Source organism: Methylobacterium sp. P1-11, from assembly GCF_008329595.1.
In the GTDB taxonomy this organism is placed as follows: domain Bacteria; phylum Pseudomonadota; class Alphaproteobacteria; order Rhizobiales; family Beijerinckiaceae; genus Methylobacterium.
The window spans coordinates 102,035-122,804 of the sequence record NZ_NPKS01000013.1 but is presented as its reverse complement, the minus strand read 5'-3'; the positions used below and the strand labels follow the sequence as shown (position 1 = coordinate 122,804).

The following is a 20,770-nucleotide window of genomic DNA, read 5'->3' as shown; positions in this document are numbered from 1 at the left end:
GCACCGAAGCGGACCGACCGGATGGCGGCGAACGCGGCTGCGGCGGACGCTGGCGGCTAGGTCGGTAGAGGTGTCGGAGTGTGGCGCTCGGCCATGACGGCCCTTGCCCGGGGCGGTGTCAGCGACCCTGCTGGCGTCACCGTGCCACGGGCGCGAGGGCTTCGGCGAGGGCGGGGGCAAGGTTGCGCAGCTCGTCGAGATGCGCCGCCGTCAAGGTTCGCAGCAGGGCCTCGGCGCGCGGCGTGAGCGACACTTCGCTCCGACGGCGGTCCTCGACCGAGCGCGTCTTGGTCAGAAGGCCGCCCTCCACCATGCGGGCGACCAGCTCGGCCGCGCTATGCGGAGCAATCAGCAGCTGCTCGGCTAGAAGGCCGACCGTGGCGGGCGCGCGTCCGACATGGCCGGCCAGCGTCAGCAGGGCCTGGTGCTGCTGTGGCGGCAGCCCCGCCCGGGCCGCCGCGGCCTCACTGAACGCCAGGAAGCGGCGGAGACGGAACCGGAAATCGGCGAGCGCCGCATATTGCTCTCGCGACAGCGCATCCTCCCCCGGCGCGCTGGTCCCCATCATCGCCTCCCTGATCGTCCCGTATGTCGCCGACACTGCGCCTTATCACAGGCCCGCCGCGCCTCGCCGTGGCCGCATCGTTGTGGAATATATCGTATCACGACATAAATAGCCGCCCTGAGGAAAGGAGTCTTGGATGATCGGCGGGACTGGGAGCGGGGGCGAGGGCGGCAGGCCGCTGCGTCAGGCATTGGGGGATTTCAGCGCGGATCGACGTGTGCTGCACCTGGCCGGCATGGCAGTCGTGACCGGCAGCGCCGCGAGCGCCACCGCCTGGATCCTGCTCACGCTCATCGGCCTCGTGACCAATCTCGCGTGGTACGGCCGGTTCGACACAGCCCTGACCTCCCTAGCCGGCGCAACGCCGGGACCCTGGATGGTGGCGATACCGGTCATCGGCGCGCTGATCGTCGGCGCCATGGCGCGCTACGGATCAGAGAAGATCCGTGGCCACGGAATCCCGGAGGCGATGGAGGCGATCCTGATCGGCGGTAGCCGGATGTCGCCCAAGGTCGCCGTGCTCAAACCGCTGTCCTCGGCGGTGGCGATCGGCACGGGCGGCCCGTTTGGCGCCGAGGGACCCATCATCGTGACGGGCGGCGCGGTCGGCTCGCTGTTCGCCCAGTTCTTCCATCTGAGCGCTGCCGAGCGGAAGACCCTGCTGGTGGCGGGTGCCGCCGCAGGCATGACCGCCATCTTCGGAACGCCCGTGGCGGCCGTGCTGCTTGCCGTCGAGGTCCTGCTGTTCGAGTGGCGGCCACGCAGTCTCGTCCCGGTGACCGTCGGGGCGGTGACGGCTGCCTGCTGGCGGCCCGCGCTGTTCGGCGCCGGCCCGCTCTTTCCTTTCGCCGATAATCCCGCCCTTCCCTGGTGGGGGCTTCCCGCCTGCGCCCTGCTCGGCGTCGCCTGCGGCCTGATCTCGGGTGCGCTGACACGGGCGCTCTACGCGCTGGAGGACGGCTTCGGGCGGCTTCCCGTGCATTGGATGTGGTGGCCCGCCATCGGCGCCCTCGTGGTCGGCCTGGGCGGCCTCGTGGAACCCCGGGCGCTCGGCGTCGGATACGACGTCATCCACGACCTGCTCTCCGGCCACATGCTGGTGAGCGCCGTCGTGACGATCCTGTTGGTGAAGGCGGTGATCTGGCTCGCCGCCCTGTCGTCGGGCACATCCGGTGGCGTGCTGGCGCCCCTGCTGATCCTCGGTGGCGCCGTCGGCTGGCTGATCGGGCTCCTCCTGCCGGGCGCCCACGGATTCTGGGCGCTGATCGGTATGGCGGCGATGCTCGGCGGCACGCTGCCTGCGCCGCTGACCGGCGTCGTCTTCGCCGTCGAGGTGACGGGCGACGTCGCCGCGCTGGCGCCCCTGCTCGCCGCCACCATGGCGGCCTACGCGGTGACCGTCCTGCTCCTGAAACGCTCGATTCTCACGGAAAAGATCGCCCGGCGCGGGCAGCACGTCACCCGGGAATACGGGATCGATCCCTACGATCTGGCGCGGGTCGAGGCGGTGATGACCCGGACGGTCGAGACGCTGGATGCGGATCTGCCCCTGGCCGAGGCGCTCGCCGCCATCGAGACCGGTCTTCACCATGCCTACCCGGTCGTCGACGGCGCGGGCCGGCCGGTGGGACTCGTCTCGCGCAACGACGCCCTGCGCTGGACCCTGGAAGAGCGCGACGGCACGGTGGCGGAGGGCACCCTCGGCGAGCGCGTCTCGGACGCCGATCTGGCGGTGGTCCATCCGGGCGACGTGGTCTCGCACGCCATCGACGTGATGCTGTCGGCCGGACAGGGACGCCTGCCGGTCACCGATCCGCGGAGCGGCGGCCTCGTGGGCTTGTTGACGCGCAAGGATCTGCTCCAGGTGCGCGCCACCGTGGTGCGGGCGGAAGCCGAGCGCCGTGCGTTCTATCGGAGCAGGCGAAGCGCGCGCCGCGCACGGATGGAAGCATGACCATGGACCTGCGCTTTCCCGGGTGGCCCTCCCGCCTCGACCGGCTCGGTCCGGGCAGCTGTTACCTGATCGCAGGCGCGGACGGGCCGGATCTCGCCCTCGTCGTCCTGCGCGACGGGCGACGGGAGGCCCTGCTCCTGAACCGGCGTGACGACGCCGACGGCCACCTGCGGATCCTGTCGGATGTCGCCCTCGATGCCGATGTGCTGGCTCTGCGGGGCGCCGTCCTGGCGCCCAGCGGTGCACTCTCCGACATCGCCCTCGGCCGAGCCGCGCTCGATCCGGCCGCGCTCCATCTGGGCGACGGCAGCGCCTATCTGTGCGGCCGGGACGGATCGGGCCGGCTGGCGACCTTCGATGTCGGGAGCGGCCGGGCCAGCGCGCTCGATCTCGGGGACCTGCCGCGGGCCCGCCACTGGCGCGTGATGGTGCCGGAGGGCAACGGCGTCGTCACGGTCTACGAAGCGGAACCCAGCTGAACGCGGCTTGCCGCTCTGCTCAACGCAGGAGGGTTGGCGCCACCCACCATCCGGGATGGGCTGCCCGCAGGGTACCAGCGGCCCGGACGGCAGCTCGCCGGTCGGCGAACAACGCGAACACCGTCGCACCGGAGCCCGACATCCGCGCGAGCCCGCAGCCCTGGGCGCGGAGGGCGGCCAGCACGTCGCCGATGACGGGCGCCACCGTCAGCGCTGGCGCTTCGAGATCGTTGCGCGCCTCCGCAAGGGTTTCCAGCAGCGACGCGGTGGCCATATCGCTGCGGATCGCCGGATGCGGCGCGCCGGCGAGATCCTGGCCGACGACGAGGCCCAGCGCCTTGAAGACCGGTGCTGTGGGAACCGGAACGCCGGGATTGATCAGCACCGCCGGCAGCGGCGCGAGCCCGAGGGCCGGACCGATCGTCTCGCCCGCCCCGCGCATCATCCGGGCGCGAGGATCGAGGCAGACCGGCACGTCGGCTCCGGTCTCCCGCGCAACCGCGCCGAGGGCGGTGTGATCGAGGGGCAGCCCATTGAGGCGCGCCAACAGACGCAGGGCCGCGGCGGCGTCGGAGGAGCCGCCGCCGATCCCGGCCGCGACCGGCAAGCGCTTCACCAGATGGAACGCGCCCAGGCGCAGGCCCGGCACCCGCTCGGCAAGCCCTCGGGCAGCCCGGAGGACGAGGTTGTCGTCCGTGGGGCCGGCCGGGCCGGCGGTGGGGCCGGTAACGGTCAGGCCGAGCGGGGCACTGGCGTCCAGCGTCAGGCGATCGGCGGTCCCCGCGAAGGCGACGAGGCTCTCGAGCGCGTGATAGCCGTCGCCGGCGCGGCGGCCGAGGACGTGCAGCGTGAGGTTGACCTTGGCGGGGGCGCGATCGGCGAGCAGGGTCACTGGGTCTCGGAGGGGTCGTGGCAGTGTGTACCGAGGCTCTACAGGCTCACGGCCCGGAACAACAGCTCAGCTGGCCGCGCCGCCGAAGGCCCCATGCGGTCGGTACGGCAGGGCGTCGCCCACGCGGATCGCGGTCACGTCCTCCGCGAGTTCCACCAGCCCGTCACTCGCCGCGAGGCCCGACAGAGCGCCGCCAGGCGCCGGAATCGCCTCGGGCAGACCGTCCGAACCGGCACGCAGGCAGACGCTCAGGTACTCGCGCCGTCCGGGACGCTTCTCGCGGGCGAAGCCGCTGCGCACCACCATCTCGGCTGCCGTATCGCGTGCGCCCGAGAGATGGAGGACCAAGGGACGGAGCACTGCAAGGGCGATCACGTAGGCGGCGGCCGGATTGCCGGGCAGGCCGATGAAGGGGGTCCCGGCCACGGTCCCGAGCGCGACCGGCCGGCCCGGCTTGATCGCCAGCCGCCAGAAGGTCAGGTCTCCCGAGGCCTCGACCGCCGCGCGGACGTGATCCTCCTCGCCGACGGAGACGCCCCCCGATGTCAGGATCAGGTCGTGGGAAGCCGCGGCGGCCACGATGCGCGCCTGCAGCGGCCCGGGCTCGTCGCGCAGGATGCCGAGATCGATGGGCACGGCGCCGAGCCGTCTCAGCAGCGCGGCGAGCATCGGCCGGTTGGCGTCGAAAATGCCGGCCGGCGGCAGGGGCTGGCCGGCCGGCGTCAGCTCGTCGCCGGTGGAGAACAGCGCCACCCTCAGGGGTGTCCGCAGGGTCAGGGCGGGCAGGCCGCAGGCGGCGGCGAGCGCGATGTGCTGCAGCCCGAGCCGGGTCCCGGCGCGGATCACCGTGCTGCCACGGGCGATATCCTCGCCTGCTCGTCGGCGGTTGGAGCCCGGCACCAAACCCGCGGGCAGGACGACGCTGCCGCCATCGACGCGCAAGTCCTCCTGCATGGCGACCGTGTCGGTTCCCGCCGGCATGGGCGCGCCGGTGAAGATCCGCACTGCCGCGCCCGGATCGGGATCGGCCGCCGGATGGCCGGCGGGCACGCGCCCGCCGAGGATCAGCCGGGTCTCGCCTGCGGCCGCAAGGTCAGCGGCGCGAAGGGCGTAGCCGTCGACAGCGGCGTTGTCGAAGGGCGGCAGATCGAGCGGCGCGACCACGTCCTCCGCAAGGATGCGGCCATCCGCCTCCCCGAGCGGGACCGATTCGTGGCCGGACAGGATCGGGAGCCGCGCCCGGATCAGCGCCACCGCATCGGCGACCCGCATGGGGGCGGATGCGGCGTCGAAGCACTCGGGGCTCACGCGGCCCATGGCGATGCTGGCTCAGACGGGGGCGGGCGGGTCGGCACGGGCGGCCTCGCTGGCTGGGACGTGCCGGCTTGCGGCATCGGCGCCGTGCGATCAAGCCCGAGCCGTGGTCGTGGCGGATCCGATCCTCTACGCTTCTGCGCATTATGGCGTTCACCGAATCCGTCGTCACCGCACTCCCGTGCCAGCGTCACCTTTTCGAGGTGCCCGCCGACGTCAGCTACCTCGACGCCGCGGCTTGGTCGCCCCTGCCGCGGTCCGTACGGGCAGCCGGCGAGGCGGGCATCCTGGTCAAGAGCCGCCCCTGGGCTCATCCGCGCTCGGCGGTTCCGGCCTGGGCCGAGCGGGCGCGCGCGGCGGCCGGCGGGCTGATCGGTGCCAGCGCGGACGATATTGCGATCGTCGGTGCGGTCAGTCACGCCATGTCGGTGGCCGCGCACAACCTGAACCCGAGGCCAGGCGGCCGCCTGTTGCGCGTCGCCGACGAGTTCCCATCCCTGCGCTTCGCTTTCGACCGGCTCGCCGGCCGGCAGGGACTCGTGGTGGAGGAGGTGCCGCGCCCCCCGGACGGGGACTGGACCGAAGCGGTCGCGGCCGCGATCACCCGTCCGGGTGCCGCGCCGCTCGCCCTCGCCACCTTGACGCCGCTGCATTGGACCGATGGCAGCCTCATCGACCTCGACCGGCTCGCACCCCTGGTCCACGCGGAGGGGGCGGCCCTGGTGATCGACGCCACGCAGGCTGTCGGCGCCATTCCGGTGAGCGTCGCCCGGTGGCGCCCCGATTTCCTGGCCTTCCCGACCTACAAATGGGCCCTTGGGCCCTACGGCCTCGCCTTCCTCTACGCCGCGCCGCACAGGCAGGACGGGACCGCTATCGAGGAGAATGTCGGGAACCGGCCGCCAGCCGTCGGCGCGCGCCGCTATGACCGGGGCGAACTCTACGACCCGGTCGCTCTGTTCATGGCCGTGGCCGGACTGGAGCAGATCACCGAATGGGGCGTTCCGGCCATCGCAGCCCGGCTGCGGGGGCTGACGGACTACTTGGCGGATGGGGCCGCCGAACTCGCCTTGATGCCAGCGCCGGCTCCCTTGCGTGCGCCGCACATCCTCGGATTGCGGCCGCCTGCGGGTCTGCCGGTCAACCTCGCCGACCGGCTGCGTCGGGACAACGTCTTCGTGAGCGAGCGATCCGGCGCGCTACGCATCAGCCCGCATGTTTGGGCGAATGACGATGACCTCGCGCGCTGCATTGCCGCACTGGGCATCGCCCTCCGGGGTGTCACCTGAGACGGTCCGGAAACGAACATTCCGGAATAGGCACGGGACGGGGGAATGCGGATGTCGCCGCCGCCCGCCGGCTCTAGGTGACGCTACCGGGGCGCTGACTGCCTCCCCACACGGAGACTACCCACACCCACATGCCTCATTGGATGCTGCGTCCGGGTGATCGGGCCCGGATCCCCGGTACTAGCCGCATCCGTCTGCCCGGACCGATGCGCGCCGTCCTTTCCGGGCGGTTCGCCGTGATCCTCTCGGGCGAGCTGATCCAGAGCCTGTTCCACTTCCTCCTCAACATCCTGCTGGTGCGCGAACTCGGAGCACACGATTACGGGTTGTTCGCCATCGTCTTCGCGGCCGGGGCGGTCGGCATCACCTACATCCGGGCCCTGGTCGCGGTCCCAGCGACGATCCATGTCGCCCGGAGCCTGGGCCGGCCTGCCGCGCTCGGCTACGATGTGATGTTCGGCTCGGGGGCGGTGCTCGTCTCGGGTATGATGGCGACCGGCGTCGGCTCGGTGCTCATCCCGGTGATCGGCCTCGGCGCGTTTGCGGCCGGCGCCTTCGTGGGCCTCTACGCCTTCCGCAGCTACCTGCGGATCGTGCTCCTCGCCCGCGGCCGGCCGCGGATCGCCGGCCTCAGCGATCTGGCCTACGCGGTCTGCGGGGTCGCCCTGGTCGCCTGTTGGTTGAACGGGCAGGGCACAGCCCTCCTCGATCGGGCCTTCATGGCGATTGCGCTCGCGCACGCGATCGCGATCACCGTAGCTTATGGGGCGCTCCGCGAGCGGATTCGCTTCTCCCTCCATCCGCGTGCGCGGGCCCGTTACCGGGCTATCTGGCGGACGCTGGCTTGGTCACTGGCGGGTGTCACCAGCCTGACCGTGCAAGGGCAGGGACTGACGCTGCTGCTGGCTCTCTTGGCCGGGCCGGCCGCCTATGCTCCGATCGCCGCCACGATCGTGCTCTACGCGCCGCTGCGCATCCCCGCGAGCGCGCTGCTGAACATGATCCTGCCGGAGATCAGCCGCCAGATCGCGGCCGGTCAGATCGACGCCGCACGCCGGCTCGTCATCCGCAACGGCATCCTGCTCGGCAGCGCCTGTCTCGCCTATGGCGCGCTGATGGCGGCCGCCTTGCCGCTGATCGAGGACATCCTGTTCAAGGGCCGGTTCGCCGAGCAGCCGATGGGCTGGATCGGGCTCGGCGTGTGGGCCGTGGTGACCGTGTCGCTCCTCTACGCGATCCCGCGGGCCTATCTGGAGGCCTCGGCGGCGTTCCGGACGATCACGGCGGGCGCGGTGGCGAGCGCCGCCCTCGGCATGGCCGTGATGGTCCCGGCCCTGCTGCTGCTGCCCCCCGCCACGGCGCTCCTCGGCCTGCTGGCCTCCGAGGTGGCGACGCTGGTCTGGTCGGTCTCGGCCTTTCGGACATTGGCGCGGCATCCGAGATCGGCCCGGCCCGCCGGCGTCCTGTGACGGAACCGGCTTCCGCGCTCAGCGGAGCGAGAGCAGGACCGGCGCCAGCTTCCGCAGAGCGGGCGACGTGCCGTAGACCCACAGCGGGTTGTGCTGGACGACGTTGGTACAGAGTCCGCGCTTGAAGTCGAAGACGGGTCTGTTCACGGCCGGATCGATGCCGCCAAAATCGAAGACCCGGCAGCCCTCGGCCTTCGCACGCTCCACGAAGCGCCAGACCGCGAGGGTCGCGGCGCTCGTCGCGCGCGCCCGCTCGTTCGAGGCGGTATAGAAATCCGTGCATCGCGTCTCCGACAGGTGCGCGATCCGCACGAGGATGCGCTCCCCCTTCTCCCGGACGTCGAGGAAGAGCAGGTGCTCATCCTCGGCCGCGATCTCCCGGTAGGCCTGCGGCTGCAGCGTCGTGGCAAAACCCTTGCGCTCGCGCAGGGCTGCGAACATCGCGGTGAAATCGTCGAAGGCCGACAGGCGCTCGGCTCTGTCTTCCAGGAAATGCGTCGTCACATCGGTGTTGCGCTCGGCTTTGCGCAGGGCCTTGCGCCAGCGCGGCTCCATACCGGCCTGGATGGCATCGAGATCCTGATTCAGGTCGAGTTCGAGGGTGTGGTCGTGTGCGCCGATCACCGGGGTGAAACCGTGCATCAGCAGCGCGAGCGTCGCGTCCCGACTCTCGAACTGCTCGTAGTCGATGGCGAGGATGTCGAGCCGACCGAGCGCGAGATGGTCGATGAAGGCGGCGAACACCGCCTCCGCGCGGTGCGCGCCTGCCTCTGTCAGCAGCGGTCCGCCCTGGACGTGGATGAAGCGCGCAGGACCCTTGCGGCGTGTCTGCCACTGGATGAAGGCGAGGTCTGCACCGTCGCCGCTCACGACCGCGCGCCGCACGTCCAGGCCGCGCCGCGCCTTGTAGGCGCCCCAGGGGCTGCCGCAATAAATGTTGGCACCCGGGCAAGCCCAGATCCGTCGATCCCAGTCCCGGGCATCCGCAGTCTCCTGAACTGCGAGTTTGGCCGCCATGTCGCTCCTCGTCCTGCCCGGGCCGGTTATCCGCGGTGCCTGCCTCATCGGTCAGGCACCGCCGCATTGCATCCTCGCGCCGGCGCTCATCCACAGGGTGACCGTCGCGGTGCGGAATGGGGTCTCCGTCCCCCTGTCGTGGACTCTGCGGGAAATGGGACGGCCGCGGCGCTGGGTCACGGACGACACAGGTCGAAGGCTGGCCTCGGTCGGGAGGGATCGCAGCAGCCGCGGCGGCGGCATCTCGTTCTTGAAACAGGCTGCGCCACTGGATCGGATCCGACGCATAACCGGCGCAGCGTGCTCCTACGTGCCTGGGCCAGCCGAAGCCTTTGCAATGGGCGACGGATCCGTCCCCTGCGGAGGGTGCAGCGTCGTTCGAACCATGGCGTCGATGCCCTCGGCCGCCGAGGCTTCGGAGAACAGGCTCTCGTAGCGCGCCCGTGCCGCCCGGCCGAAATCGCGCCAGTGCGCCGGATGGGCAACCAGCTCCGCGAGCAAAGCGGCGATCGGCTCCGGCCCGCCCGGCGGAACGATCCAGCCCGTCTTCCCGGCCTCCACCACCTCGGGGAGGCCACCGACCGCCGTCACGAGCGGTGGCACGCCGTAGGACATCGCCTCGATCGCCACGCGCCCGAGAGACTCGGGCCGTTGCGACGGCATCGTCACCACGTCGGCCCAGCGGTAGAGCGCCGCGGGGTCGGCTACGAACGGCTCGAGCGTGACCTGAGCGGTGAGGCCGGCTTCAGCGATCCGGTTCAGCAGCGCCCGCTCGCGGGCTTCGTCCTCGAAGGCGCTGCCGACGATGCGCAGCGCGATTTGCCGGCGCACGGTCTCCGGTAACGAGGCCAGCGCCTCCACCAGAACGTCTTGTCCCTTGATCCGGCTGATCCGGCCAAGCATCAGCACCCGGAGCGGGCGGGAGCCGTCATACGCGCTTTGGTTCGGCTCAGTCGGTCCCGCGATACCGTTATAGACGACCCGGGCGATCGTCCCGGGAGGCATCGCGTAGGCCCGTTCGGTCGCGCGCGAGTTGAACACCACATTGGCACCGCTCCAACGGATCAGCCCGCGCAGAACCTTCAGCACAGCGCCTTCCGGGATCTCATGGACGTGCACGATGCTCCGGCCCGGCGCCAGCCGGGCGGCCAGCAGATAATCCGCCACCACGGTGGTGTTGATGTAGACGAGGTCGCTCGCGCGGAGGCGACGCAACGCCCGAACAACCGCGATGGGCAGAGCGATCAGTCCGAGGGTGGCGAGGCGCGCCAGGTTCTTGCGCCGCAAAATCCAGAGCGGCGCGATCACAATGGTGCTGGCATAGGGTTCAAGCGCGGCCACGATCGGACCACTCTGCGGCAGCACCACGTCGATCCGTGCAGCTGGATGAGCGGCCCGGATGGTCCGGACGGTCTCGATGAAGCAGCGATCCGAGCCGTAGAGCTCAAATCCCTGGTGAACACAGGTGATCCTCAACCGCGGCGGAACGTCGCCGCCGGAGGCCGGCGCAACTGCGCAAGAATGGTCGCCGTCGTTGACCGGAACTACTCGAACTCTTGAAATATCAACCATGCGATGACTTCAGTACTATATGAACAACCTAGAGTTTACGACCTCGGTGACTGTAACCGTATGCTTGGGATTTGCAATAGGGGCCCTAAATTGGGAAGGAAGGCCGATGCCTGACCGCCGACCAAAACTGCTAATCCTTGGCACGCGTGGGATCCCGGCGGCCCACGGTGGCTTCGAGACTTTTGCTGAACGTCTCGCGCTTTACTTGGCCGGACGTGGCTGGCAGGTCGGCGTGTACTGTCAGCGGGATGTCGAAACGGTGCGGGAGCGTATTTCGACGCGCTGGTGGAACGGCATCGAACTGATCAGCGTGGAGATTGGCCTCAGCGGCCCTGCCGCAACGCTCGCCTTCGACGCCCTCTGTGCGCACGACGCGGCGGCCCGCGGCGGCGTCTGCCTCGTGCTCGGCTATAACGGCGCCGTGTTCCTGCCCTACCTGCGGGCGCGGGGCGGCCGGATCGTCACCAACATGGACGGGATCGAGTGGCGCCGCCCGAAATGGTCGCTGGCCGTCCGCGCCTTCTTCTACGTCAGCGAGTGGATCGCCGCGTGGTCTTCGCAGCGGCTCGTGGCCGACCACCCCATCATCGCCGACCATCTCGCCCTGCGGCGGCCGCGCGGCGCCATCGCGACAATTCCATATGGGGGCGATCCACCCCCGGCCGACCCCGGACCGCCGCCCCTCGGCCTTGAGCCCGACCGCTACCTCGTCTCGATTGCCCGCATCGAGCCGGACAACAACATCCTGACGCTCGTCGAGGCATTCTCGCGCCGCCCCCGGGGCGTGCGGCTGGTGGTGCTCGGAACGTTGAAGGTCGGCAATCCGTATCATCGCGCCGTGGAGGATGCCGCCTCGCCTGAGGTGCTCTTCCCCGGCGCCATCTACGAGCCCGAGCAGGTCCAGGCCCTGCGGGTTCATGCGCGCGCCTACCTTCATGGGCACACCGTCGGCGGCACCAACCCGTCGCTGGTGGAGGCGCTGTGGGCGGGCAACGCCGTGATCGCCCACGACAATCCTTTCAACCGAGGCACGGCCGGCGACGGTCAGTTCTACTTCTCGGATCTGGGCAACTGCGCCGATGCGATTGAGCGCGTGCTCACCGATAAGGCCGCGGTCGCGACAGCCCGTAAGGCGGCGCGGCTTCGCGCCGACCAGTTCCGCTGGGACGACGTGCTGGCCTCCTACGAGAACGCGCTGCGCCGGGTCGGCGGCTACCCGCCGGCACCGCAAGCGCCGACGGCCGGAGCCGCGACCGTCGGCGCCGCGGCCGGTTCGGAATGGTAGATCCCGACCGGCGGTCGCTACTCGCCGGCGCCCTCGCGCTGGCAGGTGTGGGGGGACGTCCCGTCCAAGGTACGCCCGCGCCGATTGCGCTGCGCCGGGGTATCGCGGTCTGGCCGTGGTTCTCGCTGACGACCGAGTACCCGCCGCCACGGACCGACTACGCCTGGCCGCCATTCCAGGCCGGCCGGCCGATACCGACGCTCCAGGACCTGGGCCGCCTCGCCGAACTCGGCTTCGATTTCGTCCGGCTGCCCCTCGATCCCGGACCATTCGTGGCATTCACCGGTGCCCGGCGCGCCGAACTCCTCAGCGGGCTGTCGGCCGCCATCGATGCGGCCCTGGCAGCCGGGCTGCGCGTCGTAGTCAATGTCCAGGCGAATGCCGCGACCCATCATTACACGCCAGAGGCGTTCTACGGCTCGGACCAGGCGCCGCTGTTGGCTGCCTATCGCGACCTCGTCGGCGACCTCGCGCGCCTGTGCGCCCGCAAGGGGCCGGACCGGGTTGCACTGGAGCCGGTGAACGAGCCGCCGCAGGCCTGCGGTGCGCTCGCCTGGAATCAGGTACAGGACCAGCTTCTGATCGCAGCCCGGGCGGCCGCGCCGGCGCTCACCCTGGTGGCGACGGGATCCTGCGGCAGCCTCGTCGCCGGCCTGACCGCCCTTGATCCGGCCAAGCTCGCGCGGTTCGCGCCGCTGCTCTACACGTTCCATTTCTACGAGCCGTACCTGTTCTCCCACCAGGGGGCGACCTGGCTCACCGAGGAGCCGTTCTACCGCTGGCTCACCGCGGTGCCCTGGCCCGGCACGCGCGGTACGCTCGTCGAGACGCTCGCGACGGTGCAGGCGCGCATGGACGCCGACCGCACGGTGTCGCAGATCGAGAAGGCGCGCGACCGCGCGGTGATTGAGGCGAAGCTGCGCGAGTATTTCGGGGCCGTGCCGGGCCCCGCCTACATCGCCGACGCGATGGCGCCGGTGGCCACCTGGGCGGAACTCTACGGGATCGCGCCGGGGCTGATCCTGATGGGCGAGTTCGGGGCCCTGCGCACCGATGCCCGCTTCACGGCCGCCCGGGCCGCGGACCGGGCCGCCTACATCCGCGACGTCCGGATGGCGGCCGAGACGAACCGCTTCGCCTGGTCGTTCTGGAACCTGTTCGACGGCCTCGGCCTCATGGACGAGGCGCACGTCGCCGATCCCGCCCTCATCGCCGCTCTCGGCCTCCGGACCCGGGCCTGAAACGGCTGTCGATCAGGCGGCCCTTCGCCCACGATCAGCCACGGCTGCGGCCGGGAACAGGACGATGAGCATCAGGGCGAACTTGGCTAGCAGGGTGGTCTTGCCGGCGAGACCCTCGAAGGTGTTCACGAGGATCACGAAAGCCAGGATCGGCAGCCAGACGCCGCGCCGGCAATCCCGGGCAATCTCCGCCAGGTAGAGCCCCACCGCGATCACCAGCACCCCCGTGACCAGGATGCCGTGGTAGAGCACGGCCGAGATGACCGAGTTCTCGATACCCCATTCGAGTCCGTAGATCCGGCGCAGGGTGTTCACCTGCAGGAGGTCGGGGGCGAGCAGGAGTTGCCGGAACGGGATCGCGTCGAACACCGTGAGCATGTCGACCCGGGCCTGTGCGCTGCCGCCGTCCGAGACGAACCGGTCCAGCAAGGTGTCGAAGAAGCCGGCGGTAGCCAGGACGGCGACCAGGACCGGCAGCAGGGTGAGGGTGAAACAGGCGCAGGCTGCCGCCGCCAGCGGGACGCGCCCGGTGCGCAGTGTGCGGTTCAGGGCCACGAGCCCGACGCTGCCCCCGAGGACCAGCGTCGTGACGGTGGCCGAGCGGCCGCCGAACGTGACCAGAGCAACCAGCTGGAGCCCGATCACGGCGGCGCGCGTCATCGGTGCCAGCCGGCCGCCGCCTTTGGCGAGCGCCAGGATGTAGCACGCCGTCATGGTCGCATTGGCCAGGGGATGCCCCTGCAGCGCCGCCGAGCGGGTGTCGGATTCGAACGCCACGCCGTCGAACCGGTAGGGGAAGAAGCGCTGGCCGCTCGCGAGTTCGAACAGGCCGAGAAGGGCGTTGGCGAGCATCACGAGGTGGAAGACGGTCTCCAGCCGCCCGAGGGTGGCGGCATCGCGATCCAACAGCAGGATCGGGACGAGGCCGGCGAGCACGAACGTGTCGATCGAGCCGGCGAGGCCTGCGCCGCCCCGCGCCGCGATCAGCGCGAGGAGCAGCACGCCGCAGGCGGCCAGGAGCACGCTCGCCGGCTGCCGGTTCAGCGCGCCCGCCACCGGGATCACGGGATTGCCCGCCCGCATCAGGGTCCAGCCAATCAGGATCACCGCTAGATAGGTGGCCGGGTGGATCTTGGAGGCGGCCGAACCGGTGACCCCCTCGTAGTTGAGGCCCAGCACCCATAGGAGGCCGCCCGAGACGCCGACGAGGAGCAAGGCCCAGCCCGAGAGCGCTGCAGATTCCAAGCGCAGGAGGACGCGCAGAACCGGACCCGGGCGCGCCGCGGCGTCGTGGCGGCGCGCGTAGGCGGTCTGCCGGATTGACCTCATGCTTTACGCCGGCTGAGGAGCAGAGAGCCGGAGATCGGTCGGCCGAGGGCTTCCGACGTGTCGACGAGGTCGATCAGGTCGCTTTGGCGCGTCGCGCCGTTGCAGGCGACGAGCAGCAGCCGGTCGGCGGCCGCCGCCAGGGGGCCGAGCCGCAGGTTCTCGGTGAGCACGCCGCCATCCACGAGTACGAGGTCGAAGCGGCCCTTCACACCCGCGATGAAGCGCTCGACATTAGCGGGGGTCAGCGCATCGCGCAGGGGCTTCTGGGTCTCGCCGAGTCCGATCAGGCGCGCACCGGAGGCTGGGTCGGTCCGGGTCACGGCGTTGAGGCTCTGCTCGCCGCGCAGCACGTCGAGCAGGCCGCCGCTGCCGGATCCGTCGGCTCGCAGATCAGCATCGATACGGAGGACCCGGTCGCCGCGGCCGACCGCCACTGCGGCGAGCAAGGCGATCACGGCCCGCCGCTCTGCATCATCGGATTCGCCCGAAGTCACGAGCAGCGCCAGGGAGCGGCCGCGGCTGCCGGAGGTCGCGGCGAGGTGGTCGAGCGTCATGCTCGCGGCGGTCGCGTTCGCGCCACCCTGCCGAAGACCAGACAGCACCGCGACGACCGGGGCGTTCGACAGCCGTTCCAGCTGACGGGGCGACAGCACGGTCGGCGCGACGTATTCGCGCGTCAGCGCGAGGCCTGCACCGAAGCCGAGGCCGCCCGCCAGGGCGGCGGCCACCAGGATCAGCCGCGGCGGCCAGCTCGGATCCTGCGGCGGGCGGGCCGCGGTGATGATCCGCGCATTCGAACTGTCGATGCTGGTCTGCTGCTTGATCTCCCGGGCACGGACCAGGAAGGCGTTGTAGACCGAGCGCGCCGCATCGACCTCCCGTTCCAGTTCGCGCTGCTGCACCGACGACTGGGCGTTCACCGCCGCTTGCCGCTGCAGGCGCTCCAGTTCCCCCGTGAGGGTCCGCTCGTTGGCCTGGGCACGTTGGTATTCGGTCTCGGCAGCGCCCGCGATGCGGTTCAGCTCGGCATCGATCAGTCGGCGGACGTCCTGCATCTGCGTGCGCACGGCGGCGATGAACGGGTGACGCTCGCCAAGATTGGTGCGCAGGTCGGCTTCCTTGGCGGCAAGTTCCGCGTATTGGCCGCGCAGCCGGTCGATCACCGAGGACTGAACTGCCTCCGGCATCGCTCCGGATCCGATCGCCTGCCCACGCGCGTCCCGGATCCCCTGAAGGCGCGCCTTGGCCTCGGCGGTCCGCGCCCGCGCGGCGACCAGCCGCGCGTTCAGGTCGGTGAGCTGCTGCTCGTTCACGAGCCGGCCGCTGGAGGCGATCAGGCCGTTGCGGGCCTTGTAATCCTCGAGCTTCTTGTCGGCGGCGTTGACGGCGCTGCGCAACTCGTCGAGCCGCCCGCGCAGATCCCCTGCGGCGCGCTTGGCCGCGTCCGAGCGGGCCTCGGTCTGATCCGTCAGATAGGCGTTCGCGATGGCATTGACGATCTGCGCCGAAAGATCGGGATCGGTCGTGGTGACCACCAGGTCGATGACAAAGACCTTGTCGGCGCGCTTGACCGCGAGGCGCCGTCTCAACTGGTCCAGCGCCCGGCCGTGTGCATCGACCTGCCGCTCTGCCTTCGGTCCTGTCAGCATCTCCCGGAGAGACGCGAGGGCACGAGTGACGGCGCTATCCTGTGGCACGCCGAAGCCCGGTAGGCGTTCGAGGCCGGCCTGATCGACCGCACGACCCAGGACGGCGTCCGACTCGATCACCTTCACTTGGCTCTCGACCTGCGCGATGCCGCCATCTGGCGACAGCGCGGCGGGATTGACATCATTCGTGACGACCTGACGATCACGAGGATCGATCAGGATCTGCCCCGTGGCCGTGTAGAGCGACGGCGTAATCAGGGCGTAGGCCAGAACGATGAGCCCGAGCAGAAGCGCCGTGCCGAAGACCAGGCGCTTACGCCGCCACAGGATCCGCCACAGGTCGCCCAACTCGGCCGTGGTGTCCGGACGGTTCGGGCCCGGCCGCTCAGGATGCACCGGGCGAACGGGTCCGAGCCATGTCGCGACAGCGATGTTATTGTCGATCTGTGCCACGATCGGTCACCGTCGTCTCAATCCTGGTCGGTCCCTCGCGGGCGCCTTCTCTACTGCAAGAGTCGCGCAGTTTGCTGACAATGTATCGCGACCGCGATCCGCGCCTTAACGGCTGCTATGACTGGGTTCGTGGTAAACACTCTGCGCGCGGCGCGCGCTCCCGTGCCCGCGTCCTTCGTCGAGTTCCTCGTGTTGCTGCAGCCTGTCCGTGGCGCGCGACGCGGATTCGTCGCCGCGTGCGAGCCCTTTCGGCGGCGCGGACGAAGGACGAGGCGCGCGGGCTCGATGCCGCGGCCTGCGGATTTTGGTGCGCATGACCCTGGCGGGATCGTGCCGGGACCGCTACATGACGGAGGCGGGGCTGCAGAGTTCGTCAGGAGCACTATCCCCGGGGCCTTATCGACTCCCTCGGGAGCTGTCCCTGGCCTCGTCCCTGGACTTGGCCAACACGGCGCCCACCTACGCTGTAGGTTTCCCGGGATCGATCCTCCAACGGCTCACGTGGCTCCGCACCCGAATTCCCCTTCCAAGACCGGCGCCGAGGCTCCGGACGTCGCCCGCAAGGCGAAATTGCGTCGCGCAGCTCTCGGTGCCCGCGACGCCCTCGATCCCGCGGTCCGGCAGTCGGCCTCGGCGGCGATCGGGCGCGCGCTCCTCGCGCTGCCCGAACTCGCGCAGGCCCGTCTGGTCGGAGCCTTCTGGCCGATCCGCAGCGAAGTCGATCCCCGGCCCGCCGTCGAGGGCCTGCGCGCCCGCTCTCAGGCCGTGGCCCTGCCGCACGTGACGCCGGATGGCTTGGTGTTTCGCGAATGGCGTGTGGGCGACGCGCTGGCCGCCGGCCGGTTCGGCCTCAGCGAGCCGGACCCGTCGCTGCCCCCGGTCGAGCCCGACGCGCTGATCGTGCCCCTTGCCGCCTTCGACCGGTCCGGGCAACGCATCGGATACGGCCGCGGCTACTATGACGGCGCGATCGCGCGCCTCTCCAAGAGCCGTCCGATTCTCACCGTTGGCATCGGCTTCGCCGCCCAGGAGGTGGAGCGTGTGCCGGCCGAGCCGCATGACCGTCCCCTCCAGTTCGTGATCACCGAAGACGGCGTGATCCGCTGCGACAGGATCGCCTGACCCATGCGTCTGCTCTTCCTCGGCGACGTCGTCGGGCGCTCGGGCCGCACCGTGGTGTGCGAGCACCTGCCGCGCCTGCGCGAGCGCTGGCGCCTCGATTGCGTGGTGGTCAACGGCGAGAACGCGGCCGGCGGCTTCGGTATCTCGGAGACCATCTGCGACGAACTGATCCAGGCCGGCGCCGATGCGGTGACGCTGGGCAACCACAGCTTCGACCAGCGCGAGGCGATGGTGTTCATCGCTCGCCAGCCGCGTCTGGTGCGGCCGGCGAACTATCCCCCCGGCACGCCGGGCCGCGGCGCCACGGTGGTTGAGACCCAGGGCGGTGCCCGCGTCCTCGTGGTCAATGTGATGGGTCGCGTCTTCCTCGACGCGATGGACGACCCCTTCGCGGCGGTGGAGCGCGAGCTCATCGCCTGCCCCCTCGGCGCGGCGGCTGACGCCGTGATCGTCGACGTCCACGCCGAAGCGACGAGCGAGAAGCAGGCCTTCGGTCACTACCTCGACGGCCGGGCGAGCCTCGTGGTCGGCACGCACACGCATACGCCCACTGCGGACCACCGGATCCTGCCCGGCGGCACGGCCTACATGTCGGATGCCGGCATGTGCGGCGATTACGACTCGGTGATCGGCATGCAGAAGGACGAGCCGATCCGCCGTATGATCCAGAAGACACCGGGCGCACGCTGGGAGGTCGCCGTCGGCGAGGGCACCTTGTGCGGCATCGCGGTGGAAACGGATGCGCGCGGCCTCGCCACGCGCGTCGCGGCGCTCCGCCTCGGGCCGAATCTGGAAGAGAGTGCGCCGCATTTCTGGGATGAGTGACCCGTTCGATTCAGCCGCTGCCGGTTCGGGGTAGCATGGGCCGGAGCGTTTAAGCCTTTTGCGCACACCCCGTCCCGATGAGGGTGGGCACAGCTTCGCGGTTGCCTTCGCAAGACTTGATCGCATGCGGACCTACCCCCACAGTGCCCCGGATGGGCGCCGATGGCCGGCTGCCGCGTAGTATGATCAGGCTAGAGCGACCGATGGCCGCCCGAGAAACCGGCGACGACAAAAATGGGCCGCTGGCGAAACCCGGGATCTATCTCGGGCGCATGGTCATCTTCTTGATCTTGGTGGGCTTCCTCGCCTTCATCCTGTTCAAGCAGATCACCCCCGCCTTCCTGGCCAACCCCGGGCTCAACGGTCTGATCCTCGGGGTACTGCTGATCGCCGTCCTGATCGCCTTCGGGCAGGTCGTCAGGCTCTTCCGCGAGACCGCCTACGTCAATGCCGTCGCCAACGGCGCGCAGGTCAAGCAGGCGCCCGCCCTCCTGACCCCGATGGCGCCGATGATCGCCGCCCGGGCCGATGGGGCCATCCTGCCGGGTACCACCGGCTATCTGGACACGATCGCGGTGCGCCTGGACGAGGGCCGCGAGATCCTGCGCTACATCGCCGGGATCCTGATCCTGCTCGGCCTGCTCGGGACCTTCTGGGGGCTGATCGATACGTTGTCGGCGGTCGGGGGCGTGATCAAGGGTATGCGCGGCGGCGGCGATGCCGGCGTGATGTTCGACGAGCTGAAATCCGGCCTCGCCGTGCCGCTCTCAGGCATCGGTCTGGCCTTCTCGGCCTCGCTGTTCGGCCTTGCCTCGTCACTGATCACGGGCTTCCTGGAACTGCAGGCCGGCCAAGCCCATGCGCGGTTCCACAACGAGTTGCAGGACTGGCTGATGTCCGGCGCGACCGCCCCCGAGGCCGCAACGGCCGCGACGGCCGTGGCGGTGCGGCCGGCCGCCGGCACGCAGGAACTGAAGGAGGCGATCGACCGTCTGACTGCCCTGGTGGCCGAGGGCGGCGGCAGCCGTGCGGCCACGCAGGCGATGACCAATCTCGCGGAGGGCATCCAGGGCCTCGTCCAGCACATGCGCGCCGAGCAGCAGATGATCCGCGACTGGGTGGAGGCGCAGGCGAGTCGTGAGCGCGAGCTGAAGCAGGTGCTCGACCGGCTGGGCAGGGAGCGCGTCTAGTGGCTTCCACGGCGACACGGACCCGGCGCACGCTCAACGTCTGGCCCGGCTACGTTGACGCGCTGGCGACGCTGCTTCTCTCGGTGGTCTTCCTGCTCACGGTTTTCGTCGTCGGCCAGTTCTTCCTGTCGCAGGAGCTGACCGGCCGCGATGAGACTCTGGCCAAGCTCAACCGCCAGATCGCCGACCTCACCGACCTGCTCGCCCTGGAGCGGACGAACCGCCGCAACCAAGAGGAGGACGTGCGAAACCTCCGCACGACGCTGGCCGGCGTCGAGGCGGAGCGCGACCGGGCCAAGGTGCAGGCGGAGGCCGCGACCGTCAGCCAGGGTGCGGCGGGCACCCTCGACAAGCAGCTGGAGGCTGAGCGCGGCGCAACCAAGCGGGCGCAGTCCCAAATCGACCTTCTGAACGAGCAGATCAGCGCCATGCGCCGTCAGCTCGCCGCCCTAGAGGATGCGCTGGCGGCCTCCGAAAACCGCGACAGGGAATCCCAGGCCCGGATCGCCGAACTCGGCAGCCGGCTGAACGTCGCCCTGGCACAGAAGGTTCAGGAACTGGCCCGCTACCGGTCCGACTTCTTCGGCCGCCTGCGCCAGATCCTCGGCAACAGGCCCGATATCCGGGTGGTGGGCGACCGCTTCGTGCTGCAATCCGAGGTGCTGTTTCCGGGCGGTTCCGCGACCCTCAAGCCTGAGGCCGGACCGGAACTCGACCGCATCGCCGGGGCGGTCTCGGATCTCGCCAAGCAGATCCCGGCGGATCTACCCTGGGTGCTGCGCGTCGACGGGCACACCGACGCGCGCCCGATCAGCACGTCGCAATTCCCGTCGAACTGGTCGCTCTCTGCGGCGCGCGCCATCGCGGTTGTGCAGTACCTCGCCGGCAAGGGGATCCCGCCGCAGCATCTCCTCGCGGGCGCGTTCGGCGAGTTCCAGCCTCTCGAGGCTGGTGCCAGCGAGGAAGCCTATGCCCGCAACCGCCGGATCGAGATGAAGCTCACCGAACGGTAGGGGCGGGTGACCACCCCGGCGGCGGTGGTGCCGGCTGGCGGCGGAGAAAAGGCCGAAGCCTCCCGATCGTCATCAATCGATTTAAGTCTTGATGGATGTCGATCTGACTGAT

The 20,770-nt window shown here is 70.2% G+C and carries 17 protein-coding genes and 1 other RNA gene; 11 read left to right on the top strand and 7 right to left on the bottom strand.

Features of this window, described 5'->3' with window-relative positions:
• Nucleotides 1-136: 136 nt before the first annotated feature.
• Nucleotides 137-565, bottom strand: a complete 429-nt coding sequence (locus CIW48_RS15070; RefSeq protein ID WP_149311500.1) for a helix-turn-helix domain-containing protein — start codon at nucleotides 563-565, stop codon at nucleotides 137-139.
• 136 nt (nucleotides 566-701) lie between these two features.
• On the opposite strand from CIW48_RS15070, the gene CIW48_RS15065 reads away from it, so the two are divergent.
• Both CIW48_RS15065 and CIW48_RS15060 read left to right on the top strand, forming a co-directional pair.
• Entirely contained in the window at nucleotides 702-2,519 is a 1,818-nt protein-coding gene (locus CIW48_RS15065; RefSeq protein ID WP_149311499.1) for a chloride channel protein, read from the top strand.
• Nucleotides 2,516-2,998, top strand: a complete 483-nt coding sequence (locus CIW48_RS15060; RefSeq protein ID WP_149311498.1) for a hypothetical protein — start codon at nucleotides 2,516-2,518, stop codon at nucleotides 2,996-2,998. The genes CIW48_RS15065 and CIW48_RS15060 overlap by 4 nt, the downstream gene beginning before the upstream one ends.
• Nucleotides 2,999-3,017: 19 nt before the next feature.
• Here the strand turns inward: CIW48_RS15060 and CIW48_RS15055 are convergent, their stop codons facing one another.
• On the bottom strand, nucleotides 3,018-3,890 hold the full coding sequence (locus CIW48_RS15055; RefSeq protein ID WP_149311497.1) for a 4-(cytidine 5'-diphospho)-2-C-methyl-D-erythritol kinase: 873 nt from the start codon (nucleotides 3,888-3,890) through the stop codon (nucleotides 3,018-3,020).
• Between the two features lie 66 nt (nucleotides 3,891-3,956).
• Nucleotides 3,957-5,207, bottom strand: coding sequence for a gephyrin-like molybdotransferase Glp (gene glp / locus CIW48_RS15050; RefSeq protein WP_149311496.1), 1,251 nt, complete (start codon nucleotides 5,205-5,207; stop codon nucleotides 3,957-3,959).
• A gap of 143 nt (nucleotides 5,208-5,350) precedes the next feature.
• Between glp and CIW48_RS15045 the strand changes: the two genes are divergently transcribed.
• Together CIW48_RS15045 and CIW48_RS15040 are read left to right on the top strand one after the other, a co-directional pair.
• Nucleotides 5,351-6,493, top strand: a complete 1,143-nt coding sequence (locus CIW48_RS15045; protein ID WP_149311495.1) for an aminotransferase class V-fold PLP-dependent enzyme — start codon at nucleotides 5,351-5,353, stop codon at nucleotides 6,491-6,493.
• Between the two features lie 206 nt (nucleotides 6,494-6,699).
• Nucleotides 6,700-7,962, top strand: a complete 1,263-nt coding sequence (locus CIW48_RS15040; protein ID WP_149311494.1) for a hypothetical protein — start codon at nucleotides 6,700-6,702, stop codon at nucleotides 7,960-7,962.
• Nucleotides 7,963-7,980: 18 nt separating this feature from the next.
• On the opposite strand, the gene CIW48_RS15035 is transcribed toward CIW48_RS15040, so the two are convergent.
• Together CIW48_RS15035 and CIW48_RS15030 are read right to left on the bottom strand one after the other, a co-directional pair.
• Complete coding sequence (locus CIW48_RS15035; protein ID WP_149311493.1) at nucleotides 7,981-8,979, bottom strand: GNAT family N-acetyltransferase; 999 nt, start codon at nucleotides 8,977-8,979, stop codon at nucleotides 7,981-7,983.
• 306 nt (nucleotides 8,980-9,285) lie between these two features.
• Entirely contained in the window at nucleotides 9,286-10,344 is a 1,059-nt protein-coding gene (locus CIW48_RS15030; protein ID WP_348645128.1) for a glycosyltransferase family 4 protein, read from the bottom strand.
• Between the two features lie 313 nt (nucleotides 10,345-10,657).
• Here CIW48_RS15030 and CIW48_RS15025 point away from each other — a divergent pair, with 313 nt between their 5' ends.
• Complete coding sequence (locus tag CIW48_RS15025) at nucleotides 10,658-11,836, top strand: DUF1972 domain-containing protein (protein WP_149311492.1); 1,179 nt, start codon at nucleotides 10,658-10,660, stop codon at nucleotides 11,834-11,836.
• A complete protein-coding gene (locus CIW48_RS15020; RefSeq protein WP_149311491.1) occupies nucleotides 11,830-13,077 on the top strand; it encodes a cellulase family glycosylhydrolase in 1,248 nt (415 codons plus the stop codon). Before CIW48_RS15025 ends, CIW48_RS15020 begins: the two co-directional genes overlap by 7 nt.
• 12 nt (nucleotides 13,078-13,089) lie before the next feature.
• On the opposite strand, the gene CIW48_RS15015 is transcribed toward CIW48_RS15020, so the two are convergent.
• Together CIW48_RS15015 and CIW48_RS15010 are read right to left on the bottom strand one after the other, a co-directional pair.
• Nucleotides 13,090-14,406 carry a VpsF family polysaccharide biosynthesis protein gene (locus CIW48_RS15015; RefSeq protein WP_149311490.1) on the bottom strand — a complete coding sequence of 439 codons (1,317 nt, stop codon included), beginning with the start codon at nucleotides 14,404-14,406 and terminating at the stop codon, nucleotides 13,090-13,092.
• Nucleotides 14,403-16,508, bottom strand: coding sequence for an exopolysaccharide transport family protein (locus tag CIW48_RS15010; protein ID WP_149311489.1), 2,106 nt, complete (start codon nucleotides 16,506-16,508; stop codon nucleotides 14,403-14,405). Before CIW48_RS15010 ends, CIW48_RS15015 begins: the two co-directional genes overlap by 4 nt.
• A gap of 355 nt (nucleotides 16,509-16,863) precedes the next feature.
• Between CIW48_RS15010 and ssrS the strand changes: the two genes are divergently transcribed.
• The 5 genes from ssrS (at nucleotide 16,864) to CIW48_RS14985 (ending at nucleotide 20,658) form a co-directional block, all read left to right on the top strand.
• Nucleotides 16,864-17,020: non-coding RNA, 6S RNA (ssrS, locus tag CIW48_RS15005), on the top strand.
• Nucleotides 17,010-17,630: a 5-formyltetrahydrofolate cyclo-ligase gene (locus CIW48_RS15000; RefSeq protein ID WP_149311488.1), complete on the top strand. Its 621-nt coding sequence runs from the start codon at nucleotides 17,010-17,012 to the stop codon at nucleotides 17,628-17,630. Before ssrS ends, CIW48_RS15000 begins: the two co-directional genes overlap by 11 nt.
• A 3-nt stretch (nucleotides 17,631-17,633) precedes the next feature.
• Complete coding sequence (locus CIW48_RS14995; protein ID WP_091787604.1) at nucleotides 17,634-18,455, top strand: TIGR00282 family metallophosphoesterase; 822 nt, start codon at nucleotides 17,634-17,636, stop codon at nucleotides 18,453-18,455.
• A 203-nt stretch (nucleotides 18,456-18,658) separates the two neighbouring features.
• On the top strand, nucleotides 18,659-19,645 hold the full coding sequence (locus CIW48_RS14990; RefSeq protein ID WP_149311487.1) for a MotA/TolQ/ExbB proton channel family protein: 987 nt from the start codon (nucleotides 18,659-18,661) through the stop codon (nucleotides 19,643-19,645).
• Entirely contained in the window at nucleotides 19,645-20,658 is a 1,014-nt protein-coding gene (locus CIW48_RS14985) for a peptidoglycan -binding protein (protein WP_149311486.1), read from the top strand. The genes CIW48_RS14990 and CIW48_RS14985 overlap by 1 nt, the downstream gene beginning before the upstream one ends.
• Nucleotides 20,659-20,770: the final 112 nt, after the last annotated feature.